The organism is Nitrincola iocasae (assembly GCF_008727795.1).
GTDB classification, from domain to species: domain Bacteria; phylum Pseudomonadota; class Gammaproteobacteria; order Pseudomonadales; family Balneatricaceae; genus Nitrincola; species Nitrincola iocasae.
Genome location: NZ_CP044222.1, coordinates 2,184,328 through 2,210,603 on the forward strand (window position 1 = coordinate 2,184,328; position 26,276 = coordinate 2,210,603).

Sequence of the window (26,276 nt, forward strand, 5' to 3'; positions counted from 1 at the left end):
ACACTAAGCTCAAACTGGTTGACGGCACAAAACCGCAAGGTACAAAATAGTATGCCATTTCAGCCTTCGAAAAGCTGCGTCCTATCGCTGCGTTAGCCCATCGTCTAACAATTCAGCGTATAAAAAAATGTAGCGATTCGATACAATAATAGTGTAGTTTTTTTACCAGAATAAAGAATCAACAGCTAATTTACGCGATTCAGGCGCCTGTAATCAGCGACTGAAGCGACACATCCATGCAATTTGGGGAATAAAATGACAGAAAAAAGTCCAAAAATTATTTATACGCTCACCGATGAAGCTCCAGCACTTGCGACCTGTTCCCTGCTTCCCATTGTAAGAACCTTTACAGCCGCTGCTGAAATCAGTGTTGAAACCAGCGATATCTCTGTTGCTGCACGCGTACTCGCGGCTTTCCCTGAAAATCTCACCGAAGAGCAACGTGTTACAGATACCCTGGCTGAGCTGGGTGAACTGACCAAAGACCCTTCAGCCAACATTATCAAACTACCTAACATCAGTGCATCTATTCCGCAGCTTAAAGCCTGCATCAAAGAGCTGCAGTCGCAGGGTTATGACATTCCTAACTTTGTTGATGAGCCAAAAACTGATGAAGAAAAACAGATACGTGAACGCTACGGTAAACTCCTCGGCAGTGCGGTAAACCCGGTACTGCGTCAGGGCAACTCAGATCGTCGCGCTCCCCCAGCCGTTAAAGCCTTTGCACGTAAATTCCCACACTCCATGGGTGCCTGGAGCAAAGCATCTCGCTCTCACGCTGACTACATGCGTAAAGGCGACTTCTACTCCAGTGAAAAGTCCACCACCATGGCGGATGATACCGATGTGCGCATCGAGTTTGTTGGCAAGGATGGACAAGTACAGGTTAAGAAAGAGCTGCACCTTGAAAAAGGCGAAGTGCTGGACGGCATGTACATGAGCGCCAAAGCACTGCGTGATTTCTTTGAAGAGACACTGAATGATTGCAAAGATAGTGGCGTAATGTGGTCACTGCACGTCAAAGCCACCATGATGAAGGTTTCCCACCCGATCGTGTTCGGCCACGCGGTGACTGTGTATTACAAAGACCTGTTTGAGAAACACGGCGAACTGTTCAAAGAACTGGGTGTTAATCCCAATAATGGTCTGAACAGCGTCTACGAAAACATCAAAAACCTGCCGCACTCCAAGCAGGAAGAGATCGAAGAAGATATTCATGCCTGTTATGCCGGTCGCCCTGAAATGGCGATGGTTGATTCGGTAAAAGGCATTACTAACCTGCACATCCCCAGTGATGTTATTGTCGATGCCTCTATGCCGGCAATGATCCGTAACTCCGGTCAGATGTGGGGTCAGGATGGCAAGTCGAAAGATACTAAAGCGGTTATGCCGGAAAGCACTTACGCGCGTATCTATCAGGAGATGATCAACTTCTGTAAAACCGAAGGTGCATTTGATCCAACCACTATGGGTACTGTTCCTAACGTCGGCCTGATGGCAATGAAAGCCGAAGAGTATGGTTCTCATGACAAGACCTTCGAAGTGCAGGCAGATGGCATCATGCGTATCGTCAATGCCGCTGATGGCAGCGTTATCATGCAGCATGAAGTGGAAAAAGGCGATATCTGGCGCGCCTGCCAGACCAAAGACGCGGCTATCCGCGACTGGGTCAAACTGGCGGTTACCCGTTCACGTCAGTCAGACACGCCAGCGATTTTCTGGCTGGATAAAGAACGTGCCCATGATGCTGAACTACGCAAAAAAGTGGAACTCTATCTGAAAGACCATGATACCGAAGGTCTGGACATTCGTATTAACTCTTACATTCCAGCGATCCGCCGTACCATGGAGCGTCTGATCCGTGGTCAGGATACGATTTCTGTCACTGGTAACGTACTGCGTGACTATCTGACCGACCTCTTCCCGATTATGGAGCTGGGCACCTCGGCTAAGATGCTGTCTGTCGTGCCGATGTTGGCCGGTGGTGGCATGTACGAAACCGGTGCAGGTGGTTCAGCACCCAAGCATGTTCAACAGGTACTGCAGGAAAACCACCTGCGCTGGGATTCTCTGGGTGAATTCCTGGCCATCGCCGTGTCTCTGGATGAGCTGGGCATGAAAGAAAATCTGCCTAAGGCTCGTATTCTGGGTCATGCGCTGGATCGTGCTACCGAAACTCTGCTGGAAAACAACAAGTCGCCTTCACGTCGTACCGGCGAGCTGGATAACCGCGGCAGCCACTTCTACCTGGCGATGTACTGGGCACAAGAACTGGCTGCGCAGGATGAAGATCCTGAACTGAAAGCACGCTTCGCCTCTCTGGCCAAAGCGCTGACTGAAAATCAGGACAAAATTCTGGCGGAACTGAGCGAAGTGCAGGGTAAACCCGCCGATATCGGTGGTTACTATCACCCGGATGCAGCAAAAGCCGTTGCGGTAATGTGTCCAAGCAAAACGCTTAACGAAATTCTGGCTGAATTCCGCTAAGCCCTATCGCCCGGGGACCGGGCTCCTACATATATAGAACCACCTGTGGGAGCTCGCTCCGCGCGCGAATGATCAACAAAACATTCGCCCGGAGACCGGGCTCCTACTCGCCCAATTCCAACCGGGCTTTATCTACCAACTCGGCATCCAACTCCTGCTGCACCGACACACCTAATTCCTTAAACTCTGCGGCCTGACGTATCAGGTTTCCACGACCGGAATAGAGTTGTGAAAACGCCTTATCATAGGTTTCGCGAGCTTTATCCAGCTGCACACCAATACCCTGCATACTATCCAGAAAGATACGCAGCTTGTTATAGAAACGCTCAGCACGGCGGGCTAGCTCGGCGGTATGTCGGCTCTGATCTTCGAAGCGCCAGAGTTGTCGCACAATATTCAGGCTGGTCAGTAAGGTCGTCGGTGTTGCTACCAGCACATTACTTTCTATCGCGCGCTGATAGAGTGTCTGATCAAAGCGTAATGCCTCAACATAAGCCGACTCGACCGGTATAAACATCACCACTATTTCGGGTGTATTCAAGCCTGGCAACTGGTAATAGCGTTTATCCGACAATTCACGGATACGCGCACTGACAGCGGCAGCATGCTCGCTCAAAGCTAACTGACGCTCGGTGTCTGTTTCGGCATTCACATAGCGGGTATATGCTGCCAGTGAGGTTTTGGCATCGATAACCAAGTGCTTGTCTTCCGGCAGATAGATCACCACATCCGGTCGACGTCTTCCTTCTTCAGTGGCAAAGCTGACTTCGCGGCGGTAATCCTTTCCGGCACGCAGACCCGCACTATCGAGCACATTTTCCAGAATCAACTCACCCCAGTTGCCCTGTACTTTTTTCTGCCCTTGCAGTGCATTGGTCAATTTTTCTGCTTGTCCGGTAATCGCCTGATTCAGTTGTTGTAAATGGATCAGCTCAGTTTTCAGCTCACTGCGTTGCTTCAGGTCTTCGGTATGGATCGACTCAACCTTTTCTCTAAAGCCCTTCATATCCTGATGCAAGGGATTTAGCAATTGCTGTATGCCCTGCTGGCTGAGTTTGCGGAAGCTCTCGCCTTTACGCTCCAGCACCTCATTGGCCAGCGTTTCGAACTCCTGTCTAAGCTGTTCACGGTTGTTCTGTAACAGCGCCAATTGCTCAGCATGAAAACGTTGGCGTTCTTCCATCTGGGTGGTTAAGCGCGCATTCTGTTCACGCACGCGTAATACCTCCAGCTTCAATCCATCCAGTTCCAGATCAGCTTTATCCAGTTGTTCCTGTGCAGCTTCTTTCTCTGCCTGCTCACGTATTAGTTGATGTTGCAGTTGTTGCTGCATCACCTGTTTACTGTGCCTGCTCAACCACAGTAACAAGACGGAAAACAGTAAAATCGATCCCCAGGACGCCCAAATCAATGGGTGGATTGCCTCCATCAGTCTGATCCTCCATTGAATTTAGCAAGCGCACGCTCCGGCATATCACGTATATGCAGATCCATTTGCGGGAAAGAAATTTCGATACCTTCCTTACGGAAGGCTTTTAATATTTGGGTATGGAGCTCACTCGTAGTAACTAAACGGTCACTCATCTGACTGACATAGACACGCAGTTCAAAACTCAGAGCACTGTCAGCAAAACTGAGGAAATACACATTCGGTTCAGGGTCTGTCAGTGACAAGGGGTGGGCAACGGCGATGCGATACAGGATGTCCATTACCTGCTCAGGATCAGAATCGTAGCTGACACCAACGGGAATCACGATACGTGTGATGTTATCCGATAGTGTCCAGTTGATCAGACGTTCAGTGATAAAATTCTTGTTGGGCACCACGATTTCCCGGTTATCCCAATCAATAATGGTGGTAGCCCGCGTACGAATTCGGGCTACAGTACCACTGTATTCACCGATGGTTATGGTATCCCCTACTCTGACCGGACGCTCGAATAACATGATCAGACCAGAGACAAAGTTAGCCACCACCTCTTGCAGACCAAAGCCCAACCCCAGGGTCAAAGCCGCGACCATCCACTGCAGCTCACTCCAACGCAGTCCGATTAATGAGAAAATGGTGACCACAGCCACCACGGTAAGGGCATAACGCACCAGGGTTGTCACAGTATAACTGTGCACTTCATCCACGAGACGGCTACGTGACAAGAGGATCTCGATCAACCCTGGCAGATTGCGTGTCGCCATGATGAAAAAGCCAGCAAGCAACAGGGCAAGCAGAAAGTCCTGCAGACTCACCCGAGAAATAACTTCAGCTTCACCTACAGCAATAGTACGTGACCAAAGTGTGACATTATCCAACCAGTTCAAGGCTGGTAGCACATCGGCCCAGACAATGAACAGTGCAATCAGCAAACCAGTGAACACCGAGGTTTTTAACAGGGTCTGCGTTTGCTGGCCTATGTCCTCAATACTCAAGTGCGGTTCCGGCAGTTCAGTCACACCTTCCACTTCACCCGACATATTTTCCAGTGCGGCCCGCGCGCGTTGTTCTCTCAGACGTCGAATACGTAAACGTGTTTCGCTCAATACCAGTGCACGCACGGCCAGGGAATAAAGTATCAACACCAGACTGGATACCACCAGCGTATCCACAAAACGTGGCAATAGCTCCCCGACTGTCAGCAGATAACCAGCAACAGTCAGCACCAGAGTTGCCAGGGATAAAAACACAAAAACCAGTCTGAGAATTCGGCGTTTGATACTCTTAAAAAATGCGCCCTGATCTCCAGGTGCTGGTGCCAGTATGCGCCAGGCAATCAAGCCATTCAGTGCGGTTACCAACATCAGTCCCAGCCGACCGAAAACATCATATACCCGCTCATCCGGATGCCCATAAGCCAGAGCCAGCAGAATAATCAGTATCAGTTGCACTGGCAAAAACCAGACCAGATTACGTCGAACACGTGATAACAACACAGCATTCCAATCGAAATGGACCGGTCCGACACCCGAGTCGCGAGTGAAGATCACAAACAGATGTCCGGCCAGCCACCAACCTGCCGCAGTTGAGATCACACTGGAAAGGATTTCAGTACCTGGCGTGAGCTCCTCCTGCGTCAATTGCAATGCGAAGGCATAAAGCAACACCGGAACAGGCAGCACCCTAATCAGACTCCAGCCCATAGCTTTGTAGGTCAAGGCAATATTATCGGTATATTTATGCGCCGTTTGATCAGCAATCTGTTTAAGGTGGTAGTTGGTTTTACGGCCGGTTAGGTACACACCGCCGACCAGCACCAACACCAGAAGACTGGTAAGCGGTGACCCAAATGTCGCCTGCCAGACACCCTGGGTAACACCGCGCCAGGCCGAGGGATCAACAAGTGCAGCAAACGCATTATCAGAACGCTTCAACCAGGCTAGACTGGCGGGACTGTGGCTGGGCCACCAAAGCAGGGTCTCACTCAGAATCTGGTCCAGCGAATCTTTCAGCTCTGCAATCTGACGCACCCGGTATTCGTTTTGGCGTAACTGCTCGGTCAGTTGCTCTTCCGATTGAACCTGCAGATTCAGCAACTCGGTGCCAATACGCACCAGTTCTTGAACGCCGCGGTTTCCGACAGCCGCAAGCTCGGGAAGTTGCTGGAGGCTTCGTAGATCATCACGTAAACTGATACTGCGCAAGCGTGATTGAGCCAACTCATGTTCCAGGGACTGTAACGTAATGCGGGTATTTCCATAATCAGCCAGGCGCTTTTTCTCATCCAAAAACTGCGTACCCACCACCTCTGTCAGCCCACTGACTTCCAGACGTTCTTTAACAGCACCGAGTGAATGCGTCAGATCATTAAGCTGCTGCTCATACTTATCTCGCTGCTGTTGCAGAGTTTTCAGGTCCTCATAGTGCTGAGCAACACTGTCTATGCGTGACCGAAGCTCCTGCACCTCCTCCTGGTAGTGCTGAGCCAGCTCAGGTTCCCGCTCCACCAGGTGCAATAAATCAGAGTTAAGTTGCCTGAGCTCTTGTGTTGATCGATTATTAAACTCTCCTTCCAGCCACAGCAGGTTTTCTGCTATTAACGCCAATTCAAGTTCTCCGGCCTGAGTTTCCAGGCGCAACAGGCGTATACGCGGCTGCAAAATAGCCTGGTCCAAACGGGCAGCAATCAACCGGGCTTCATGACGTCGCGTAGCGGACGCTTGCAAGGCATCAATAGCCTGCTTCAAACGGTGATTTTCTGCATCAACAGGTGGCGCAACCGGCTCAGGTGGCGTTTGCTGCATCAACTCTTCCAATGTTTCTGTCTGACTAATCGACTGTTCCTGAATACGCTGCAATGCACTACGCTGTTGCTCCAACTCCAGCTGCAACTGCTGCTGACGACTGTTCAAAGTGCTAATATCAGCTTCTATTTGGGACAAACTGAGCTCTTCTGTGTCCTGGCTCTCCAGGCTCTGCCTGGCGGCCTCCAGGCGCTCGATCATACTATCTATGCGCTCGGCATAGTCTTGAACCTCTTGCAGACGTAATTGTGCCCCCGATAGACGCTCAGCAGCCAAACGTTCATTTTCAACCACCTGTAGCCAACGTTCATGAGCCGCGTCAGCAACAGCTGGTCCGGCCTCCACAGCCGCTTCAGCCTCCTCCTTGAGGGAATTATCAAACCAGGCGGTTACCGCCTCATCATCAACACGCTGCAACTCAGCTTCTATCTGCTCAATCTCGCTACTCAAGCCTCGCAGAAATTCTGAGACACCTAACGCGGCATTGCCATCAGAGGTATTGGCAAACGATGCTGGCGATAGAAACAAACATATCCCCAAAACAACCGTAACCAGGACGGTATGAAAATGAAAATTTTGAGTGTCTTGCATAGTTTAGAGCCTGGTAATAGAGTGTGGGCAGAGTATAGCAAACACCCCTAACACATGGAGACAGTATCATGCGGTTTCGCCCACTAATACCGGCCATTCTGGCAGGCTTATGCATTATTTCAGCTTCAGCATCCGCTGAGACACCCAACCTGACCCCTGGTCTCTGGACTCATACCAACATCATGTCTATAGATGGCCCCATCCAGATCCCCGGACAAACAGAAACACAACAGGAATGTATCACTCAAGGCGATATTGACCAAGGTGCAGACTTATTGGAGGCACCGCAAAGCTGCAGCGTCACCCGCATGGATATTTCCCGTGATAACATGCACTATGCCATGACCTGTGAAGAGCAAGGCATGACCTACACAATGGAAGGTCAGATGACATTTATGGGTGACCGGATGGAAGGCAAGATGACCGGTGAAATGAACAGCCCGATGGGAACCATGAACATGAAGGTTGATACCAAGGCTGAACGCACGGGTGAGTGTTAAGCCCCTTTTTTTAGCAACTCGATCTCTTTCAGTAGCGTATCCGCCTGTTCTGACAAAGCGGAGTAGCTCCTGATATCGCCATTACGCTGGGCTTGCATCGCCTCGCCCAGCTTCGCTTCGTAAGCCTTTTGCAATTTTTTCTGCTTATTCGCACCACTCAAAAAACCAAACATATTACGCCCTTTTGAAATTACTGATGCTTGCTTGTACGGCGGTCACCAAAAAGAAGGTCACCTCAAAAAGAAAAAGGGTTCTAGAAAAGGGGTCAGTTCGGTTAAGCTATACAGTTATAATAAATACAAAATTTTAGGTGTAATGTGTCTGACGCTCATCTGCAATTTCCGGATCTGAAGTACCTGCTGGACAAGCTGCAATTTAAGCCTGAGGAAGGCAAAATCTGGCTGGCTGAACAGCGTACGGTGTTGATGGGGCTGGGTGCACTTTCCAGCTTCAGGAAAGAGATTATTACCTCCATGGGTATGGAGCGTGGCAAGGGCTTTTTTATGCGCCTTGGCTACTACTCTGGCATGCGTGATGCTGAACTGGCACGCAAACTCAACCCCGATGCCACCCCCGATCAGGCTTTTCTCACTGGCCCGCAGCTGCACTGCCTGCGTGGCATGGTCAAAGTTATTCCACTGGTACTCGAATACGATCCTGACAAAAAGCACTTTTATGCCGAATTTGAATGGGTCGATTCGTTTGAAGTGGAAATCTGCAGAATGAGTCTGGGCCAGTTAAATGAGCCGGCTTGCTGGATGTTGTTGGGCTATGCCTGTGCCTATTCCAGCCATTTTACCGGACTGGATATTCAGTTCAGGGAAGTTGAATGTCGCGGCCAAGGAGACCATCAATGTCGTATCGTGGGCAAAGTCGCTACCGAGTGGCCTGACCATGAAGCCTTTAGCCATTTTTTCCGTGAAGCGCCATTAATCGATGAGCTTTATGAGCTGCAATCACGCATTGCAGACCTTGAACAAACACTTGGCTACCCGGATGATATTCCCAAAGCCCTGGGTGAAGCACCGCCCTTTACCAGTGCATTGGAGATGATTGACCGTGGCGCCAATGCCGATGTCACCATGCTGTTAATCGGTGAAACCGGCACCGGCAAGGAAGTGTTGGCACGCCGCGTCCATAGCATGAGTACGCGCAAAGACGGCCCCTTCGTGGCGGTAAACTGTGCAGCCATCCCCCCTGAGCTGATCGAGTCAGAACTCTTCGGTGTTGAAAAAGGCGCTTATACCGGTGCCACACAGTCACGTAAAGGCCGTTTTGAGCGCGCCGATGGCGGCACCATTTTTCTTGATGAAGTGATTGAACTCTCACCCAGAGCCCAGGCGGCTCTGCTGCGTGTGATTCAGGAAGGTGAACTGGAGCGTGTAGGTGACGATCACACCCGCTCTATCAATGTACGCATTGTCGCGGCAACCAATGAAGATCTTGCAGCGGCGGTAAAAACCGGACGTTTTCGTGCCGATCTCTTCTATCGCATCAATGCCTATATGGTGGTGATTCCGGCGTTGCGCGAACGTCAAAATGATATTGGCTTGCTGGCTGAGCATTTTCGCAAACGCTATGAGAAACAATACCGCAAGGTCACCTTAGGGTTTACAGACCGGGCACTGGCAGCATTACATGGCTATGACTGGCCAGGGAATATCCGCGAACTGGAAAATGCGATTGAGCGCGGCATTATTTTGACCGACGAAAGCTGCTCAATCACCGAGCAAAATCTGTTTAATGTCGGCTGGAGTCAAACACCCTCAGTTGATCCCAAAACACGTAAGTTAAACCAGAGCTCAGGTCAGTTGGAAAGCCACAAGCCTAATGAGCTGTTGCTGGCCTCTCTGACGGATCAGATTCTATACAATGAAATCAGTATCAGTGATCTGGAAGCGGCCTTGATTAACAAGGCGACAGAAAAAGCAGAAGGCAATATTTCAGCGGCGGCACGCTTATTAGGCTTAAGCCGTCCGGCACTGGCCTACCGGTTAAAACGCCAGGACGAAGATACCAACACTGAAGCAGAAAAGAAGTAGAAAAAGAGCGGTAAAAACTGCTGACCGTAAGGGGAACAAACGGCCAGCAGGTTTACCTGAGAGTGAGCGTTAGCGTCCAAGCTTTTTAGCAGACTGACCCGCAATACCAAAATGCTGCTTTGGCATTTCGGTAATCATCACTCTAACCGCCTGTTGTGGTGCATCCAGTGAACGCACCATGGCGGCAGTGACCTCTTCGATTAAGCGCTCTTTTTGCGCATCACTGCGACCTTCCATTATATAAAGCTGAGCAATCGGCATAAATGCCCTCCAGGTGAGAACTCCAGATCAAAAGACTTTGGTAAGCGCTATACGAAACTTAGTGCCTTCAAAACCTTCTCTAACACTATGTTCTTTATAGATGCCTGCATCCACACCCATCATTATCTGTGGCCAGAAATAACCAGCAGATACCCCGGCGGCATGAGTTTCAGCATCGCCGCCATCCACATCCCAGCGGCTGTATCCTACCAACCCCAGGTCCATCAGGCCGTAGCTCTTACCCAGGCCCCATTCCACTACCAGCTCGTCGTTCACTGAGCTTTTATCGGCAATTTCATAACGGGACAGCAAGGATAAAGACACATCCTTGGCTTCATTAAGGTAGACATTGCCTCCTAATGTCAGCATTACTTCAGTGTAACCAAAACCCGGATCGGCGGGTTGACCGCTGTTTGCAGTGGCATTCCAGATGCCTGCCGCAGCAACGGCATCCCAGCGATCTCCATGCCAGCCGATCAGTGAGCCGACAAACAGATCACCCAGCCCGGTTTGTTTGTCGCGCACTATACCGTTACCGATATCCAGGTCGGTTCTAACCATTGGCAATATAGCCTCAAATCCCAGGTTACCCCCCAGCACTTCAGTTTCAGTCACCCAGATCAAACGATGCGCCAGCGCATCCACTGTGACGCTGCTATCGGGTGGCAGACCCTCGGAATTATTGGCATCGTAATGCACCGCATAGCCACGGTAATAGACACCCGGCGGTGGCACGACCGCCGATTTAACCCCTTCAATCCCGGGAACATACTGACCGGCCTGCAGCGAAAGTGGTGTCAGGGACATCAGCGCAGCCAGTGATACTATTTTTTTCATAGACATAGGTACTACCTTTTTTAGAGTTATTTTGGTTAAAAACTAATTAATCATTAACTTTAATAGTTAAGCTTAATTACATTGTAATAATTAAATAAACTTAGCCGATATAGATCCAAGATTCTGATAACGAACGGTAATGGAATCACCCCGGTTCACGGTGACGGCCGCAGTGATTCCACCGGTCATAATGAAGGTACCAGCCGGTATCTCTTCACCCCGCTCACCGAGCATATTTGCCAGCATCGCTACCGAGGCGGCCGGATGACCCAGCACCGCGGCACCGGCTCCCGTGGCGACTACCTCACCATTGATCTCCATCACCACACCCAGTGTTGTCACGTCTACATCTTCCAGACGCGCCATGCGCCCACCGGTAATAAAACGTGTTGAACTGGAGTTATCGGCGATCACGCTTTTAAGGTCGAACTTGAAATCCTTGTAGCGGGAGTCAATCACTTCCACCGCCGGGATGATGAAGTCGGTCGCGCGCATCACATCACCAATATGCACGCCTGGGCCTTTCAATGGGGCTTTGGTGACAAAGGCAATTTCGGCTTCAATTTTCGGATGAATCAATTCATCCATTTTGATCTCGCCACCCTCAGGCACACTGAAATAATCGGCCAGATAGCCATAACAGGGTTGCTCTACCCCCATCTGCGCCATTTTTGCCCAGGAGGTCAGGCCCATTTTCATACCCACAATCTTGTGACCACGCGCCTCTTTGCGCTTGCGCACCTCCCACTGCACATCAAACGCGTCTTCGTAGGTCATCTGCGGGTACTGATCAGTGACCTTGGTGATTTCATAAGCCTGTAGCTCAGCGTCTTCACAATAGGTTGCCAGTTGCTCGATTTCTGTACGTGTTAAATTACCCATCAAATTAACCCCTTCTGTTTTGCCATGGTCAGTGCCAGATCTTCAATCATGTCTTCCTGTCCGCCCACCGTGCCACGACGACCCAGCTCTACCAGGATATCTCGCGCCTGAATGCCGTATTTTTTCTCGGCACGCTGTGCAAACAGCAGAAATGAGCTGTACACACCGGCATAACCGAGTGTCAGCGAATCACGATCGACCCGGATCGGCTGATCCATCATCGGAACCACCAGGTCTTCAGCCACATCCATAATCTGGTAAAGATCGATACCGGTTGTAGCCCCCATGCGCTTCAATACCGCAACCAGCACTTCCAGGGGTGTATTTCCGGCGCCAGCACCCAGCCCGGCGACCGAACCATCGATGCGTGTAGCACCCGCTTCAATAGCCGCCAGGGAGTTGGCGATGGCCATGCCCATGTTATGGTGGCCGTGAAAGCCTATCTCGATGCTCTTGGGCAACTCAGCCCGCAGCAGAGCGATCTTCTCACTGACTTCATCCGGTAGCATGTAGCCGGCAGAGTCGGTGCAGTAGATACAGTTGGCACCGTAACCAACCATTAACCGCGCCTGTTCCAACACCTTTTCGGCACTGATCATATGCGCCATCATCAAGAAGCCGACGGTATCCATACCCATTTTGGCGGCCATACCGATATGCTGTTCAGAGACATCCGCTTCCGTACAATGCGTGGCGACACGAATGGTGCTAACGCCACAGTCTTTGGCCATTTTCAGATGATCAACGGTACCGATCCCCGGCAGCAGCAGCGCAGAAATTTTGGCGTTTTTCATTTTCGGAACTACAGCGTTGAGGTATTCCTCATCACTGTGGGCGGGAAATCCGTAGTTTAATGAGGAGCCGCCCAGGCCATCACCATGGGTCACTTCGATCAGCGGCATGCCAGCAACATCCATCGCCGATGCAATCGTTACCATCTGTTCCAGGCTGATTTGATGACGTTTGGCGTGCATGCCATCGCGCAGGCTCATATCGTGTAACGTGACAGCTTTATTATGTAAATTCATGATTTTGCTCCTGTTAGCTGCGCGCTGGCAAGGTGATGCTGCCGTTGGCGGCTTCTTCTGCAAACATCTCGGCGGTGCGCAGACCAGCAGCTGTCATGATGTCGAGGTTGCCTGCATATTTAGGCAGGAAGTCACCCAGCCCCTCCACTTCCATAAATACCGACACACGATTGCCATCAAACACCGGACCGTTGACCAGCCGGTAACCAGGCACATATTTCTGAACCTCCTTGACCATGGCGTGAACGGATTCGGTAATAGCTGCTTGATCCGGGGTGTCTTCAGTCAGGCAGTGGATGGTGTCGCGCATCATCAGCGGTGGTTCGGCCGGATTGATAATGATGATCGCCTTACCCTGCTTAGCTCCCCCCACCTTCTCTACAGCGGCGGCTGTTGTGCGGGTAAATTCATCAATATTCTGACGTGTGCCTGGACCCACTGAACGCGACGACACTGTGGCCACAATTTCGCCATAGGCCACTGGCTGTACACGGGAAACCGCAGCTACCATGGGAATAGTGGCTTGACCACCACAGGTGACCATATTGACGTTCATTTCCAAGTTCTTGGCATGATCAGCCAGGTTAACCGGCGGCACGCAGTAAGGGCCTATCGCCGCAGGCGTCAGGTCGATCATGATCACACCCAACTCATTCAGCTTGCGGCTGTTTTCGGCATGTGCGTAGGCTGAAGTTGCATCAAAAGCGACACGAATATCGTCTTCAAGCACATGAGGTAACAGGCCATCGACACCCGTAGCACAGGTTTTAATCCCCATCGCTTTGGCCCGTATCAGGCCTTCGGATTGCGGGTCTATACCCACCATCCATACCGGCTCTATCCATTCAGAGCGCTGCATTTTCATCAGCAAGTCGGTGCCGATATTGCCGGGGCCGATAATGACCGCTTTCAATTTTTTTGACATAAGAACTGTTCCAATCCTGAGTTTATTATTCTGGCTGACTAAACAAAGCGCACCGAAGCACTGCCCATCCCGCCAATACTGACGCGCATATAATCGCCCGCCACCACCGGCTCAAGTGGCACCAGTGATCCGGACAGAATCACTTCACCAGCTTTCAGCCCTATGCCAAACGCACCCAGGGTGTTTGCCAGCCAGGCGACACAATTAACCGGACTACCCAACGCGGCGGCTCCCGCCCCGGTCGAAATGATTGATCCGTTCTTTTCCACCACCATGCCGCAGGTAGCCAGATCGACCTTGCGCGGATCCACCGCACTGTCTCCCAGTACAAACAAGCCACAGGAGGCATTGTCTGCCACGGTGTCCTGAATTTTGATCTGCCAGTTTTCGATGCGTGAATCCACCACCTCAAAACAGGGCATCACGCATTCGGTAGCAGCCAGTACATCGGCATTGGTAATGCCGGGACCCATCAGGTTTTTTTTGAGGATAAAGGCAATTTCGCCTTCGGCTTTGGGCTGCATCAGTAGCTGACTGATGGGCATTTCTTCGCCCTGGCTATAGGCCATTTTGTCCGTCAGGTAGCCAAAATCCGGCTGATGCACATTGAGCATGTTTTGCACCGCTTTCGAGGTCACGCCGATCTTTTTACCGATCACCCGCTCACCGGCCGCTAAGCGCTGCTCCAACATGCGCAAGGAGATGTGGTAGGCATCATCAATGCTGATGTCCGTATAGGTTTCGGTTAACGGGCGCAGTGTCGTCCGGCTGGTCATCGCCTTGAACAGCGCATCACCGCAGGCCTGAATCTGTTGCTTATTCATAGACTTCTCTTTTTATTTAACTAGGCTTCAAACATCTGCTTCTGCGAGAAAATCAGATACCAATTTTGTGAAACGTTGAGTATGCTCAATCTGGGTCCAGTGCCCACAATGTCCGAACACATGAAGCTGGGCTTTATCTATCCACTGTGACAGCACCAGGCTGGTCTGAAGTGGAATCACCTGATCTTCACGTCCGTGAATGATCAGTGTTTCATGGGGTAAGGCACGAATTTCGGACTCAGGGCTAGCCATGGCATCCACCCAGCGCTGACGTGGGGCTGGAAACATGGCGGCAAAGGACTCCTGAAAGCCGGGTCGAATACTGGCCTCATAGCGCATTTGTGCCAGTTCATCGCTGACCAGTGTTCGGTCATAGGCAAAGATATCCAGCAAACGCCGCATTGCTGCGAGTGAGGGCTCATAACCCCAGGCAGCCTCTAACCCCGGTGTCATATCAAAGGGCACCCCGACACTGCCCATCAACACTAAACGACGGAAGCGTTGCGGATGACGTATCGCCAGAGCCAGAGTCAGTGCACCGCCAAAGGAGTTACCCACTAGATCAACCTGATCTATGCCCAGGGTGTCCAGCAGATCGATAACATGCGTCACCCAACGGTCCAGGTTGTATTGCTGATCTGCCGGGCGCTCGGTATAGCCAAAGCCCAACATATCCGGGGCTATGACACGGCGGCTTTTGGCCAATTCCGGCAGGACTAAACGCCAGTTAGCCCAAGCGGTCACCCCAGGGCCAGAGCCATGGATCAGCACGACAGGAAAACCACTACCCTGGTCATGCAGATTGGTTTGCACACCCTTAACATTTACCATCTGACCTATTTCTGGATTACTCACGTCACTCCCCCCTTCACACCAAGGCCGACCGGCCCGGTACAGATCACAGCTTGATACAGATGTTTTTCAGCTCGGTGTAAAACTCCAGGCCATGCACACCGCCTTCACGACCGATACCGGATTGTTTGGCGCCGCCAAAGGCGGTACGCAAATCACGCAGGAACCAGCTATTCACCCACACCAGTCCGGCTTCAACCTGTTCGGCGACACGCACGGCGCGGGAGGAATTTTCTGTCCAGATGGCGGCTGCGAGACCATATTCGGTGTCATTGGCCAGGGCGATGACTTCTGCTTCGGTATCGAAAGGACGAATATGGCAACACGGGCCAAAGATCTCTTCGCGAATCACTCGCGCATCATCAGCCAGCCCGGTCCAGATAGTCGGTTCAATCCAGGCACCGTCATTCAACTCCGCGCCCATATCCGGAATGCCACCGCCAATCTCGACCCTGGCACCTTCCTGTACGGCCAAATCGTAGTAGTATTTCACCTTGTCCCGGTGTGCCAGGCTGACCAGCGGGCCGAAATTGGCTGCCGGATCTTCGGGGCGGCCTAATTTGAGCTGGGCAACGGCGTCTTTCATACGCGCCAGAAACGCCTCATAGATAGGCCGCTCTACATACACACGCTCGGTACCCAGGCACACCTGGCCACAGTTAACGAACGCCGAGCGCATGGTGCCTTCCACGGCTTTATCCAGATCACAATCAGCAAACACCAGCGCCGGGTTTTTACCGCCCAACTCCATGGAAATATTACGCAGACCTACTGCGGCCGCTTTCATGATCGCCTCGCCGGTGCGGGTTTCACCGGTAAAAGTGATGGCATTCACCAGCGGGTGCGTGGTCAGAAACTCACCGGCTGAATTTGGACCCAGTCCATGTATGACGTTATAGACACCAGCAGGTACACCACACTCATTCATCACCTCGCCCAGCAATGTGGCTGTCGCCGGGGTTTCTTCAGAGGGTTTCACCACAACGGTATTACCGCACGCCAGCGCTGGCCCAACCTTAAAGGTCATCAGCAACAGCGGCAGGTTCCAGGGGCTGATCACAGCCACTACCCCCTTGGGAGAGCGATGCCCCAGATTGATCGCCCCTTCACCATCAGGTGTATCCATGCGGAAGGCTTCAGTCGGGTGGTTTGCCAGGGTTTCTGAAAAGGCTTTGAAGTTGGCTGCACCGCGGGGTATATCGATATGTCTGGCGATGCTATACGGCTTGCCAGTATCGCGGCACTCAGCCGCCAGAAACTCATCGGAGCGTTCATTTATGCGATCAGCCACCCGGTTCAGCAGCGTGATACGCTCGGCCTGGGTCATTTTCCCCCAGGGCCCTTGCAACGCAGCTTTAGCTGCTTTAACCGCCGCATCCACCTCATCCCGACCCGCTTCATAAACGGCACCGATCAGGCTGTTATCAACCGGGCAGCGATTTTCAAAAGTTTTACCACTGGCGGAAGCGATAAATTCGCCATTGATAAAGTGTTTAAATTCGTTCATAGCTTGCTCTCATTCACGGGCAGGTTAAAAAGTGCCGGTCAACCCGATGACCGGCACCGGTTTACATCAGGTCAGCACACTCAGGAAACGTTCATTCAGTTGACGATCATGATAGAAGATGGCTTTGCCAAGATTTTCAGCTTTCCAGGTCACAGGTTCATGATCGGGATAGTGGTAATCACCACCGGCAAAGACTTCATTACGGTTACCCGAAGGATCAAAGAAATAGATGGTCTGACCGTGAGTCAGGCCATGACGAGTGGGGCCGATATCAATAGAGGTATCGGTCATGGAGATCAGGTCAGCTGCATTGAGCACATCCTGCCAGGTATCCAGGTAAAAAGAGGCATGGTGAAACTTGTTCTTTTCCGGATGCTTGATGAAGGCGACATCATGGGCTTTCATCGATGCGGTCAGAAACAGGGCGACACGGTTATTGTCCGGGTCGACCACCTGCTCAGCCAGATCAAAGCCAAGAATGTCTCTGAACAGGGTGAGATTGCCTTCCAGATCATCGCCGTACAGCAGGCAATGATCAAAACGGGTCGCTTTCATACCCTTGAGATCACGCGGCCAGGCTTCGGGATTAACGTTAGAGACACCCCACTTACCGGTTTGCTCTTTGGTCGCATAGAGTTCAAAGGTATGACCCGTCGGGGCGACAAACTGCATACGGCGGCCACAGTCTTTTAAATCACCCGCGGGCAGTTCCGTCACCGTCAGACCAAAGGCACGAATCTCTTCGGCTAGACGATCCAGCACAGATTCATCCAGGCATTTGAAGCCCATAAAATCCATACCGGCTTCATCGGATTCCTTCAGTATAACCGAGTACTTATCCACCTCTGTCCAGGCTTTAAGATAGATACGACCCTGATCATCTGCATCCATTTCGATCAGACCCAGCAGATCCACATAGTGTTTACGGGCTTCTTCAAGATCCAGTACACGAATCTGCACATGACCTGGACGCATTACACCTTTTTTCATGATGGTTTCCTCTTATATTTTTTATTTAACAACGCTTACTTGTGTAGGTTGGTTTGCATGTTCATCGAAATGATCTGATTCAATTACCAGATCACCTTCCGGAAAAACCCGACAGGCCAGGGCAAAACCCGATGCCTGTTCCTCTGTACTGATATGAGCTTTACTCATGCGTTTGCTCTGATAACGTCCCTGCAGTATTTTAACTTTGCACAGGCCGCAGCCACCGCCGCGACAGCCCACCTTAATCGCCTGCTGACAGGCCTTTTCCATGGCGTGCAGCAGCAACTCGCCTTCTGACACTGTGAATGTCTGCTGCCGATTGGTTACAAGGATTTGAAAGTTCATCTTTGCAACTCCGCTTCAGATGCGTTTAAACAGTGCCGAGCGTGTTTCTGAAGCGGCTCCATCCGCGGCGGTCAGGAATTTCTCCATATGGATATCCGCTTCAAATACCCGCCCTTGCATTAATGCGCTGATGGCCGCATCAATCATGGGCGGTGGCCCACACAGGTATGCTTTATGGCCATTAAATCGCCCGTCGAAATAGTCTTTAGCTGCTTCGTGAACAAAGCCGATAAAACCTGTCCAGGCATCCACAGCTGTCGGCTCATTGAGCGCCGGGATGTAGTGAAAATTGGCATGTTGTTGCGTCAGCGCTTCAAGCCGTTCCCGGTTATACAGCTCACTGAGATTGCGCGCGCCCTGGAACAGATAGATCTGTCGGGTGTCGCCCTGTTCGAGCAGATCCACGATCATCGATTGAGGACTGGACAGCCCAGAGCCACCGGCAATAAAGATCACATCCTTGGCATCGGACTTGCGCACAAAAAACTGACCATAAGGACCGGACAGCTCCAGCTCATCACCTGGCTTCAGTGATTGGTGTAACCAGGTGGTTCCTGCACCACCTGGTACCAGACGCACATGCAACTCAATATGACGGTCATCCGATGGCGGGTTGGCGATGGAGAAAGCTCGGCTCCCTTCCACACCCGGCAGGTTCAGGTTCACATATTGGCCCGCCTGAAAGGTCATGGGGCGATCCAGCGCCAGGCGTATCTCCTTAATGCTGGGCGACAGATCTTCTATGCTGACAACGGTCGCGGTGAAATCCTCAACCGGATGGCCGGCGAAGTCCGGGTCCACATCCACATCGGCTTCAATCACCAGATCCGATTCAGGGATGGCGCAACAGGCCAGTACCTTGCCTTCATCCCGTTCCACATCCATCAGCGCAAAGGGGGATGCATTACCTATCTCGACATCGCCTTCCACAACCTGCACCTTGCAGGTGGCACAGGTGCCGTGACCGCAGGCAAAGGGTAACCAGACACCCTGGCGCAGGGCGGCATCCAGAATGGTTTGCCCCTCTTCCACTTCAATCACATCACCGGTGGGTTCTACGGTCACTGCATATGTCATAACAACCTCCTCAAACGCCTTTGCCCTGAAACCCAGTCAGTTCCGGGGTCTGGAACCTTAATAAGGACTTATGACCGATGCCCTGCTCCTGAAAGCTTTTATCCAGAGCCGGGGTAAACGGCTGGTTATCCAGCAGCCAGGTCGCGGTGTTCCAGTTCACCTGGGTAAACTCGGCATGCTCGCCAAACGCCTCAGGCATAATCTGGTCGCGAAGTTCTGCAAAAGTGGTGGTCGGTGGCAGTGCGTAAGCAAAGGCGGAACAGAACATCAGGTGATGGTCCCAACCCACATACACGATCTGATTACCGTGAAAATTTTCAAATCTATCCAGTGCCTGAACTTTGTAATCAGGCGTAATCGCTGTAACTGACATAGTGGTATCCTGCTTCTGGAGCCATGCGGGATGGCTCCTGTTGTTATTATTCAGAGATAGGTTCAGGCAACGCCTTTCCATTCTTTCCAGCGTTTTTCATCCGGTGAGCCTTTGATATCCATATTGTCGGCACCCATATTCAGCTGGTAGTAATCGCGCAGCACCTCTTCAACACTGGCACCGCCACAGTTGCCCTGATAAATCTGATGCACAGGCAACCAGGACTGCACATATTTTTCCGGTTCATCATCGAATATGTGCTTGCAGCCATCCGAGCAGAAGTGATATTTCTCACCTTCAAAATCACTGGAGCGATAGGCAATCTGCGTCGGATCGTCCATCTCAGTAAAGCCCATCGGGATCTGACAGGTGGTGCACAACTGAGGCAGAGCCTTGGTATAGAAGCGCTTGCCTTCGGCTTCCATTTTCTTCGCCAGCTCCCAGCGTGGGCGGTAGTATTTGTCGAAGGTATCCGGGTATTTTTCGCTCAACCAGTCCAGCTCTTCATCACTGGGAATCCAGGTGTGGAAGCCTGCCGCATGGCCGTGGGTATAGAAGATCCACCAGGCTTGATGCGAAATATGCTCTTTCTCTTTTTCAGTAGTTTCGACAAACTTGGGGATGCGGATGCCGTAGCGCTCCAGGTCTTTGAACAGCGCACCGCCCGCTTCTTCAAAGTAAACTTCCCAGGCTTCTTTCCAGGACATGACTTTATTCGGCAGCATGTAATCCATCATCATTGCCACAATGGTCAGCAGACGCGTACCCCGCCAGAACCACTTATCGATCCATTTCTGCACGATCGGCACATTGTCTTCATGCTGCTCCAGCAGGAATTTGATAATCTCCAACCCGAGTGTCATGTGCCGTGCTTCATCAGACTGGGCTGAAAAACCAAAGGTACAAGTGGCCATATCACCGTTGTGCGCTGCACCCGACATAAAGGGCACAAACAACAGATTGGTCAGCACATATTCAAAGCTGAAACTGATCGCAATCAGGAACTCAAACGGCCCGGCTGAACGCGCATCATCAAAGAAGGATTTAGGCACAGACAAGTACCAGACACGGTCATGCATATGTGACCAGTCCTGGAAGCCATCAAAGTACTTGTTGTAATGACTCATGGCATGAATCTGGGTCTGCACATGGCGCAGCTCATCGATAGACTGCATCTGACAGGCCACGCGCGCACCGGCTCCACCAAACTGACGACCTACATGGGCATAGCCCTGAAACGCCTGGTATTCCAGTGGTGACACGCCGGTCAGGAAGATTTTGATCGCATTGATGTAACGCGCATCGGTCACATTCAGGTGGCCATTGTTCTGCGAGAATGCATCAAAAATAGCGTAGAGTTTTTTCTCTTTTTCAGCCTGGTACTTCCAGTAAGAATCCATTGTCAGACGAAACGGATCTTCCCATTTTGACCAGTCAGTAATTTTAATCCCTTCAAACTCTTCGTAAGGAAAGGCTTTTTTGCGATCGGCATAGGAGTATTCCCAGTCCAGATCACGGGTTAGCAAACGGTACTTATCTTTTAGATTGAGTTTTTTAGCAGCCATTTTGAATACCTTATTATTTTAATTCCGGACTGTTTGTCCCGGACTATTCATTCCAGATCAGGAGTTCCAGCTCAGCTCAAGTTGCTCATCGTCTTCGTAAACATTGCCGCCGAGGGTTATCAGATTCAGATGCAGTTCCTGCACATCCCAGTCACGTCCCATCTTCTCTTCAACCGTGGCGCGCTTGATCACCAGGCTGTTTTCGTTTTCGATGCGGATCATCGCCGGCATGTGATTGACTGTGGCGTCCGGGTTATCTTCCTCAATCGCTTCAACGATATAGCGGGACTCATCATTGTCCTGCAGGGCGATATATACTTTTGACATGCGAAGCTCCTCAGTGGCAGATGCCGATTTTTTGCAAACGAGATTCCAGTAATGCATCGGCCCGACTCAGCGCCGCGTCATCCAGAAGTGTGGTGACCAGGGGGCTCATTGCATCCAGGGTTTTCTGACGCCAGTCGCGGCACCAGGTCTCTAACAAGGCGCGGTTTTCCTCTGATTCAGACACCACGGTTTTCAGCACACTGTCGAGCCAGCGGGAAACATCTTTATTCCAGGCCAGCATGAACTCAGTCAGCATTGCGACATCACGCCCACCGATGCTGCTCAGCTTCTCGTCCAACTGCTCATAAAAGAGATTGAATACCAGCGTATCGACCACCAGGTTTTGCGCGATCACTACCTCAAACCAGTCTTCAACGGTGGTCATCTCTTCACACAGGGCACGCATCCCCTGCCACAGCGGATTCTGCATCCAGTGTTGCTTGGACTCGATCAGCGAATCACCGGTATTGCTATCCAGAATCAAACCGATACGCGACAGATACTGGGCAATCCCCAGGCGATCCATGGCGTTGTACAGCAGTGCCTGAGTGATAGCGGTGCCATACCCAAACGCGCAGCCATACATATTGTTCAGGTTGGCGGTGTGTTCGATATGCCGCAGTGGAATCAGGTAGGTAATCAGGAGATCTTTAACCGCGTCGGGCAGGTGCTCGGCCAGATTACGCTTTTCAAAAAAGGCATAACTGCTCTCAGCGGCTTCCTGCAATTTGGCGCGTTGCTGTACATAAGCGCCATAGTAAAACTGGCGAGGATCTTTCAAGGCGTACCAGTCTTCCATGACGATCCGGGTACGGCTTTTATCATTCAGCTCGTACTCCGGCTGCCACAGCGGGCGGTAATGAAAGTTGGTTTCAGCCTGCAGGTCATAGGTCGCTTCCTGATAGCGTGAAGCAGGCTTATCACCAAAGCGGCGTTCAATATTCGCAAAGGTATTGCGGATTGGCTCCAGGGTGGAGGTTTTGATTTCTATTGTCATCAGACAGTACCCATAGGTTAAACGTTATTGTTATTAAGCGGATCTGTTATGGTTCCTGGACATCAGGGTGTCTTCGCCATAGCGCCATTTCTGCAGTTCAGCATCGACGTCAGCCATCTGTTCATCGGTCATATGAATGACCTGGTTATTGTTACAGAAGGCCTCGAAAGCACCCGGCGGCATAATCAACTCGACGAACAAAGAGGGATCTCCAATCGCAAAGTCAAATTCGACGAAACGTGCTCCGGCATCACTGCGCACGCGGATATACTTGGTCAGACGCTCAAAGCTTGAACGCGCTTTGGGCGTGGTATTGGTATGGAGTTGCAAATCGGGCATTGCACAACCTCTGACTTTTTATGTTGTTATGGCGTCATTGTCAGTCAGGTAAAAGCAAGGGCTGTGCCAGGAAAGAAAAATTCAGATCATAAAACCAGATAATTAACTTAAATTATTGTTTTTATTATAGTAATTACATTCAATTTATTCGTAACGCTAGAAGACAAAACAGACTCAATCACATCAAGCACAAAAAGTTGTGCCGATCAGATTAATCAAATCATCATACAAAACCCCTCACTTCATCATTTCATCAAAAAAGACAAAAAAGGGGTCAGTACCCTTTTATTTTGAATAAAAGGGTACTGACCCCTTTTTTACTTTTTTCTGTTCAAACTTCAGCAGGCAAACTATACTGTATATACATACAGTCTTTATACTGGAGCGAACACATGGCCTCTTCCGACAAATCATCTGCTGCTGCGCGTAGAGGACGGGGCGCGACCTACAATCCCGACAACCGCTTTTCACCCAGAATCAGTGAAACGGTGGATGATGGCTGGTGGCAGGAGGGTACGCAGCAAAGCCTGGCGACCGAAATACGCGATGAACCCTGCAAAACAGCACTGTCGTGGAACACATCCCCCGACCTGCCATTTGACCGCTCCATCAACCCCTATCGGGGTTGCGAACATGGCTGCGTCTATTGTTACGCCCGCCCCTCGCATGCCTATTGGGATATGTCACCGGGACTGGATTTTGAAACCAAATTGATTGCGCGTACCGGCCTGGTCGAAACCCTGCGCGAAGAGCTGTGTAAACCAGGCTATGTATGCCGCCCGATCAACCTGTCCGGTAACACCGACTGCTACCAGCCGATTGAAGCTAAATACAAAACCACGCGCCGGTTGCTGGAGCTGTTACTCGAAGCCCGCCACCCGGTGACACTGGTGACCAAAAGTATGCTGGTTTTAAGGGATCTGGATCTGTTAACAGCGATGGCGAAGCATCGACTGGTCAGGGTGTTTATCAGTATTACCAGCCTGGATATGCAGTTAAAGCGCACCCTGGAACCGCGCGCGGCCTCACCGCAGGCACGCCTGAGAGCGATCCGCGAACTCAGTGCCGCGGGCATTCCCGTGGGCACCCTGGTATCACCGATTATTCCGGGATTAACCGATCATGAAATCGAGCAGATCTTAGCAGCCGTCAGCGAGGCAGGTGCAAGAACCGCCAACTGGATGCTCTTGCGCCTGCCACTTGAGGTCGCCCCACTGTTTGAGTCCTGGCTGGAAGCCCATTACCCGGATCGTGCCAATAAGGTCATGAGCCTGATGCGCCAATGTCGTGGCGGAAAAACCAACCATGCCGAATTTGGTAAACGCTTTAGTGGTGAAGGCGTTTTCGCCGAACTGATAGCGCAACGCTTCACCAAAGCCAGCCGCCGCCTGGGTCTGCAAGGCAACACCGAACAAGGCCTGAATACCCGCGACTTTCGCCCACCTTCCCTCCAGGGTGATTTGTTCTTCTAAAGCGGAAAAGCCGCAGTACCGAATGTCACTAATTTAAGTAGCTTTTGCATTGATTCAAAGCGGCTTTTTATACTGATCCATGCTGGAATACGGTATCAAAACGACAGATTGATCAGGCGTTAGTGCACGCTTTGCTCCGTTGGACTTAAGGTGTCGGAGGGTTATAACTGTACAAGCTTGAAGAACCATAAGTTATCATATAAGATTACTTAATAAAGGTGAAATATGCCGTGGACAATTGATTTCTATGATGGTGTTGAGGAAGCAATTACTGAGATGCCGCCAAATATTCAGGCCAGAATGCTTCGGCTTTTAGAATTAATGGAAAAACACGGCGCTAACCTTGGTGCCCCACATTCTACACCCATGGGAGATGGCCTGTTTGAGATCCGAGCCAAGGCAAAGGAAGGAATTGGCAGGGCTATATACTGCTACATGCATGGCGAGCATGTCTATATCCTGCACGCATTTATAAAGAAGTCCCAGAAAACACCAAAGAAAGACCTAAATTTAGCAAAAACACGAATGAAAAAGGTGAGCCCATGAGCAAATTGCAACAATTAAAAGTGCGTGCACTCCAAAATCCGGAGGTATGTCAGGAATACGAGGCACTTGCTGAAGAGTTCGAGTTTATTGATTCTCTGCTGAAGATGCGTGCAGCTGCAGGCTTAACTCAAGAGCAGTTGGCCGAGCGGATGGGTACCAAAAAAAGTAACATCAGTCGTTTAGAAAAAGGGGGCACCAACCCAAGCTGGGGAACCTTGAAAAAGTACGCTCATGCCTGCGGCTTTGAGCTCTCCATGAGTTTTCATGCAGCTTAATGCACTCAGTTCGAAAATAGGACCTGCTCCGTCCACTATGAATGGTGACGACGCAACGCTTGGGCCTTTTACTGCCCCCTTTACCGCTGCCTTTTCTCGACCCTTTCTCACCGTTTCATAAACTCATCATATAACCGTCATTTTCACGACACATTTCCGGCATACACTCTCGTTCGAAACTTAAATTCACTTTTTCAATAGAAGCGAAGATTAATTAAAGTTCGTTCGAAGGTATTCAATGCTGTTATCTGAGCGTCAAACAAAAATTCTGGCCTGGTTGAAGCAGGCGGGTGGGCATCTTTCCAGCCAGGAGCTGACGGATTCCTTCAATGTCTCGGTACAGACGATCCGTAAGGATCTGAATGAACTGAGCGATCAGGGGCTGGTGCAGCGGGTACATGGTGGTATCAGGCTACCGTTTCATAACCGCAACCTGTCCTTCCAAAGTCGTCAGGTAATCAATCTAGAAGCCAAACGTGCCATCGGCAGTAAGGTCGCGGATTTGCTGCCGGAAGGTGCAACAATTTTTATTGGTATCGGCACCACGCCACAACAGGTGGCCCTGGCTTTACTTGATCATCCTGGGTTGCAGGTCATCACCAATAACCTCAATGCCGCCATGACGCTGTGCCACAACCCGAATATTGAAACCCTGTTAACCGGTGGGCGCATCCGTCCATCGGATCAGGACTTGATGGGCGAAGATGCCACCCGTTTTCTGCGACGTTTTCAAGTCAATTTTGGCATTTTTGGTATTGGTGGCCTGGGCCCACAAGGCGATCTGATGGATTTTTCACCCGAGGAGTCTTACCTGTCACGCGCCATTATTGAGAACAGCGACCAACGCATTCTGGTGGCTGACTCCAGCAAGCATCTGCGTAAAGCCCCTGTACGAACCGGTACCCTGTCTGATGTGGACAGGCTGGTTACTGATCAACTCACCACCCCGATGGCCGAGCTGTGTGAAGCGGCGGGTGTCGAGTTACTTTATTAAGGAGCCA

General features: G+C 51.0%; 26 protein-coding genes. 7 read left to right on the top strand and 19 right to left on the bottom strand.

The genetic code is table 11. The annotated features are described in order from the left end of the window. Positions 1-255: 255 nt before the first annotated feature. Positions 256-2,487, top strand: coding sequence for an NADP-dependent isocitrate dehydrogenase (locus F5I99_RS10050; protein WP_151055623.1), 2,232 nt, complete (start codon positions 256-258; stop codon positions 2,485-2,487). 103 nt (positions 2,488-2,590) lie between these two features. Here the strand turns inward: F5I99_RS10050 and rmuC are convergent, their stop codons facing one another. Both rmuC and F5I99_RS10060 read right to left on the bottom strand, forming a co-directional pair. Beyond that, the gene (gene rmuC, locus F5I99_RS10055; protein ID WP_151055625.1) at positions 2,591-3,916 is read right to left on the bottom strand and encodes a DNA recombination protein RmuC; all 1,326 of its coding nucleotides are present in this window, start codon (positions 3,914-3,916) and stop codon (positions 2,591-2,593) included. Beyond that, a complete protein-coding gene (locus tag F5I99_RS10060) occupies positions 3,916-7,311 on the bottom strand; it encodes a mechanosensitive ion channel domain-containing protein (protein ID WP_151055627.1) in 3,396 nt (1,131 codons plus the stop codon). The genes rmuC and F5I99_RS10060 overlap by 1 nt, the downstream gene beginning before the upstream one ends. A gap of 68 nt (positions 7,312-7,379) precedes the next feature. Between F5I99_RS10060 and F5I99_RS10065 the strand changes: the two genes are divergently transcribed. Continuing rightward, the gene (locus tag F5I99_RS10065) at positions 7,380-7,811 is read left to right on the top strand and encodes a DUF3617 domain-containing protein (RefSeq protein WP_151055629.1); all 432 of its coding nucleotides are present in this window, start codon (positions 7,380-7,382) and stop codon (positions 7,809-7,811) included. On the opposite strand, the gene F5I99_RS10070 is transcribed toward F5I99_RS10065, so the two are convergent. Beyond that, on the bottom strand, positions 7,808-7,984 hold the full coding sequence (locus F5I99_RS10070; protein ID WP_151055631.1) for a DUF6435 family protein: 177 nt from the start codon (positions 7,982-7,984) through the stop codon (positions 7,808-7,810). The genes F5I99_RS10065 and F5I99_RS10070 overlap by 4 nt on opposite strands. Positions 7,985-8,128: 144 nt before the next feature. Between F5I99_RS10070 and F5I99_RS10075 the strand changes: the two genes are divergently transcribed. Next, positions 8,129-9,853 carry a sigma-54-dependent Fis family transcriptional regulator gene (locus F5I99_RS10075; protein ID WP_151055633.1) on the top strand — a complete coding sequence of 575 codons (1,725 nt, stop codon included), beginning with the start codon at positions 8,129-8,131 and terminating at the stop codon, positions 9,851-9,853. A 69-nt stretch (positions 9,854-9,922) separates the two neighbouring features. On the opposite strand, the gene F5I99_RS10080 is transcribed toward F5I99_RS10075, so the two are convergent. From F5I99_RS10080 to F5I99_RS10155, 16 genes are all read right to left on the bottom strand, one after another. Further along, a complete protein-coding gene (locus F5I99_RS10080) occupies positions 9,923-10,114 on the bottom strand; it encodes a 2-hydroxymuconate tautomerase (protein ID WP_151055635.1) in 192 nt (63 codons plus the stop codon). 27 nt (positions 10,115-10,141) lie between these two features. Then, positions 10,142-10,957, bottom strand: coding sequence for a SphA family protein (locus tag F5I99_RS10085; protein ID WP_151055637.1), 816 nt, complete (start codon positions 10,955-10,957; stop codon positions 10,142-10,144). 84 nt (positions 10,958-11,041) lie between these two features. After that, positions 11,042-11,833 (bottom strand): 2-oxo-3-hexenedioate decarboxylase, encoded by a 792-nt coding sequence (gene dmpH / locus F5I99_RS10090; protein ID WP_151055639.1) that lies wholly within the window; start codon positions 11,831-11,833, stop codon positions 11,042-11,044. Continuing rightward, positions 11,833-12,861: a 4-hydroxy-2-oxovalerate aldolase gene (gene dmpG, locus F5I99_RS10095; RefSeq protein WP_151055641.1), complete on the bottom strand. Its 1,029-nt coding sequence runs from the start codon at positions 12,859-12,861 to the stop codon at positions 11,833-11,835. The genes dmpH and dmpG overlap by 1 nt, the downstream gene beginning before the upstream one ends. A 13-nt stretch (positions 12,862-12,874) precedes the next feature. Beyond that, positions 12,875-13,786: an acetaldehyde dehydrogenase (acetylating) gene (locus tag F5I99_RS10100; protein WP_151055643.1), complete on the bottom strand. Its 912-nt coding sequence runs from the start codon at positions 13,784-13,786 to the stop codon at positions 12,875-12,877. A gap of 38 nt (positions 13,787-13,824) precedes the next feature. After that, positions 13,825-14,610, bottom strand: coding sequence for a 2-oxopent-4-enoate hydratase (dmpE, locus tag F5I99_RS10105; RefSeq protein WP_151055645.1), 786 nt, complete (start codon positions 14,608-14,610; stop codon positions 13,825-13,827). A gap of 27 nt (positions 14,611-14,637) precedes the next feature. Beyond that, complete coding sequence (locus tag F5I99_RS10110; RefSeq protein ID WP_325062988.1) at positions 14,638-15,465, bottom strand: alpha/beta fold hydrolase; 828 nt, start codon at positions 15,463-15,465, stop codon at positions 14,638-14,640. Between the two features lie 43 nt (positions 15,466-15,508). Next, on the bottom strand, positions 15,509-16,969 hold the full coding sequence (locus F5I99_RS10115) for a 2-hydroxymuconic semialdehyde dehydrogenase (RefSeq protein WP_151055647.1): 1,461 nt from the start codon (positions 16,967-16,969) through the stop codon (positions 15,509-15,511). A gap of 66 nt (positions 16,970-17,035) precedes the next feature. Beyond that, the gene (locus tag F5I99_RS10120) at positions 17,036-17,959 is read right to left on the bottom strand and encodes a catechol 2,3-dioxygenase (RefSeq protein WP_151055649.1); all 924 of its coding nucleotides are present in this window, start codon (positions 17,957-17,959) and stop codon (positions 17,036-17,038) included. A 21-nt stretch (positions 17,960-17,980) separates the two neighbouring features. Further along, on the bottom strand, positions 17,981-18,304 hold the full coding sequence (locus F5I99_RS10125) for a 2Fe-2S iron-sulfur cluster-binding protein (RefSeq protein WP_151055651.1): 324 nt from the start codon (positions 18,302-18,304) through the stop codon (positions 17,981-17,983). A gap of 15 nt (positions 18,305-18,319) precedes the next feature. Further along, complete coding sequence (locus F5I99_RS10130) at positions 18,320-19,381, bottom strand: NADH:ubiquinone reductase (Na(+)-transporting) subunit F (RefSeq protein ID WP_151055653.1); 1,062 nt, start codon at positions 19,379-19,381, stop codon at positions 18,320-18,322. Between the two features lie 10 nt (positions 19,382-19,391). Continuing rightward, complete coding sequence (locus F5I99_RS10135; RefSeq protein WP_151055655.1) at positions 19,392-19,754, bottom strand: phenol hydroxylase subunit P4; 363 nt, start codon at positions 19,752-19,754, stop codon at positions 19,392-19,394. A gap of 62 nt (positions 19,755-19,816) precedes the next feature. Then, positions 19,817-21,319, bottom strand: coding sequence for an aromatic/alkene/methane monooxygenase hydroxylase/oxygenase subunit alpha (locus F5I99_RS10140; protein WP_151055657.1), 1,503 nt, complete (start codon positions 21,317-21,319; stop codon positions 19,817-19,819). A 57-nt stretch (positions 21,320-21,376) separates the two neighbouring features. After that, a complete protein-coding gene (locus tag F5I99_RS10145; RefSeq protein WP_151055659.1) occupies positions 21,377-21,646 on the bottom strand; it encodes an MmoB/DmpM family protein in 270 nt (89 codons plus the stop codon). A 10-nt stretch (positions 21,647-21,656) separates the two neighbouring features. Next, positions 21,657-22,643 carry an aromatic/alkene monooxygenase hydroxylase subunit beta gene (locus F5I99_RS10150; RefSeq protein WP_151055661.1) on the bottom strand — a complete coding sequence of 329 codons (987 nt, stop codon included), beginning with the start codon at positions 22,641-22,643 and terminating at the stop codon, positions 21,657-21,659. 33 nt (positions 22,644-22,676) lie between these two features. After that, positions 22,677-22,982 (bottom strand): phenol hydroxylase subunit, encoded by a 306-nt coding sequence (locus F5I99_RS10155; RefSeq protein WP_151055663.1) that lies wholly within the window; start codon positions 22,980-22,982, stop codon positions 22,677-22,679. Between the two features lie 392 nt (positions 22,983-23,374). Between F5I99_RS10155 and F5I99_RS10160 the strand changes: the two genes are divergently transcribed. The 4 genes from F5I99_RS10160 to F5I99_RS10175 all read left to right on the top strand — a co-directional run bounded on the left by F5I99_RS10160 (position 23,375) and on the right by F5I99_RS10175 (position 26,269). Next, the gene (locus F5I99_RS10160; RefSeq protein ID WP_151055665.1) at positions 23,375-24,454 is read left to right on the top strand and encodes a PA0069 family radical SAM protein; all 1,080 of its coding nucleotides are present in this window, start codon (positions 23,375-23,377) and stop codon (positions 24,452-24,454) included. A 225-nt stretch (positions 24,455-24,679) separates the two neighbouring features. Beyond that, on the top strand, positions 24,680-25,000 hold the full coding sequence (locus F5I99_RS10165; RefSeq protein WP_151055667.1) for a type II toxin-antitoxin system RelE/ParE family toxin: 321 nt from the start codon (positions 24,680-24,682) through the stop codon (positions 24,998-25,000). After that, complete coding sequence (locus F5I99_RS10170) at positions 24,997-25,275, top strand: helix-turn-helix domain-containing protein (RefSeq protein ID WP_151055669.1); 279 nt, start codon at positions 24,997-24,999, stop codon at positions 25,273-25,275. The genes F5I99_RS10165 and F5I99_RS10170 overlap by 4 nt, the downstream gene beginning before the upstream one ends. A 238-nt stretch (positions 25,276-25,513) precedes the next feature. After that, a complete protein-coding gene (locus tag F5I99_RS10175) occupies positions 25,514-26,269 on the top strand; it encodes a DeoR/GlpR family DNA-binding transcription regulator (protein WP_151055671.1) in 756 nt (251 codons plus the stop codon). Positions 26,270-26,276: the final 7 nt, after the last annotated feature.

What these genes read in the sequence shown, in the direction of transcription:
- F5I99_RS10115 (WP_151055647.1), bottom strand. Translation starts at nt 16,969, where the DNA reads ATGAACGAATTTAAACACTTTATCAATGGCGAATTTATCGCTTCCGCC.
- F5I99_RS10165 (WP_151055667.1), top strand. Translation starts at nt 24,680, where the DNA reads ATGCCGTGGACAATTGATTTCTATGATGGTGTTGAGGAAGCAATTACT.
- F5I99_RS10130 (WP_151055653.1), bottom strand. Translation starts at nt 19,381, where the DNA reads ATGACATATGCAGTGACCGTAGAACCCACCGGTGATGTGATTGAAGTG.
- F5I99_RS10175 (WP_151055671.1), top strand. Translation starts at nt 25,514, where the DNA reads ATGCTGTTATCTGAGCGTCAAACAAAAATTCTGGCCTGGTTGAAGCAG.
- F5I99_RS10050 (WP_151055623.1), top strand. Translation starts at nt 256, where the DNA reads ATGACAGAAAAAAGTCCAAAAATTATTTATACGCTCACCGATGAAGCT.
- F5I99_RS10145 (WP_151055659.1), bottom strand. Translation starts at nt 21,646, where the DNA reads ATGTCAAAAGTATATATCGCCCTGCAGGACAATGATGAGTCCCGCTAT.
- F5I99_RS10070 (WP_151055631.1), bottom strand. Translation starts at nt 7,984, where the DNA reads ATGTTTGGTTTTTTGAGTGGTGCGAATAAGCAGAAAAAATTGCAAAAG.
- F5I99_RS10060 (WP_151055627.1), bottom strand. Translation starts at nt 7,311, where the DNA reads ATGCAAGACACTCAAAATTTTCATTTTCATACCGTCCTGGTTACGGTT.
- F5I99_RS10080 (WP_151055635.1), bottom strand. Translation starts at nt 10,114, where the DNA reads ATGCCGATTGCTCAGCTTTATATAATGGAAGGTCGCAGTGATGCGCAA.
- dmpH (WP_151055639.1), bottom strand. Translation starts at nt 11,833, where the DNA reads ATGGGTAATTTAACACGTACAGAAATCGAGCAACTGGCAACCTATTGT.
- F5I99_RS10155 (WP_151055663.1), bottom strand. Translation starts at nt 22,982, where the DNA reads ATGCCCGATTTGCAACTCCATACCAATACCACGCCCAAAGCGCGTTCA.
- dmpG (WP_151055641.1), bottom strand. Translation starts at nt 12,861, where the DNA reads ATGAATTTACATAATAAAGCTGTCACGTTACACGATATGAGCCTGCGC.
- F5I99_RS10150 (WP_151055661.1), bottom strand. Translation starts at nt 22,643, where the DNA reads ATGACAATAGAAATCAAAACCTCCACCCTGGAGCCAATCCGCAATACC.
- F5I99_RS10140 (WP_151055657.1), bottom strand. Translation starts at nt 21,319, where the DNA reads ATGGCTGCTAAAAAACTCAATCTAAAAGATAAGTACCGTTTGCTAACC.
- F5I99_RS10170 (WP_151055669.1), top strand. Translation starts at nt 24,997, where the DNA reads ATGAGCAAATTGCAACAATTAAAAGTGCGTGCACTCCAAAATCCGGAG.
- F5I99_RS10125 (WP_151055651.1), bottom strand. Translation starts at nt 18,304, where the DNA reads ATGAACTTTCAAATCCTTGTAACCAATCGGCAGCAGACATTCACAGTG.
- rmuC (WP_151055625.1), bottom strand. Translation starts at nt 3,916, where the DNA reads ATGGAGGCAATCCACCCATTGATTTGGGCGTCCTGGGGATCGATTTTA.
- F5I99_RS10160 (WP_151055665.1), top strand. Translation starts at nt 23,375, where the DNA reads ATGGCCTCTTCCGACAAATCATCTGCTGCTGCGCGTAGAGGACGGGGC.
- F5I99_RS10120 (WP_151055649.1), bottom strand. Translation starts at nt 17,959, where the DNA reads ATGAAAAAAGGTGTAATGCGTCCAGGTCATGTGCAGATTCGTGTACTG.
- dmpE (WP_151055645.1), bottom strand. Translation starts at nt 14,610, where the DNA reads ATGAATAAGCAACAGATTCAGGCCTGCGGTGATGCGCTGTTCAAGGCG.
- F5I99_RS10135 (WP_151055655.1), bottom strand. Translation starts at nt 19,754, where the DNA reads ATGTCAGTTACAGCGATTACGCCTGATTACAAAGTTCAGGCACTGGAT.
- F5I99_RS10100 (WP_151055643.1), bottom strand. Translation starts at nt 13,786, where the DNA reads ATGTCAAAAAAATTGAAAGCGGTCATTATCGGCCCCGGCAATATCGGC.
- F5I99_RS10065 (WP_151055629.1), top strand. Translation starts at nt 7,380, where the DNA reads ATGCGGTTTCGCCCACTAATACCGGCCATTCTGGCAGGCTTATGCATT.
- F5I99_RS10085 (WP_151055637.1), bottom strand. Translation starts at nt 10,957, where the DNA reads ATGTCTATGAAAAAAATAGTATCACTGGCTGCGCTGATGTCCCTGACA.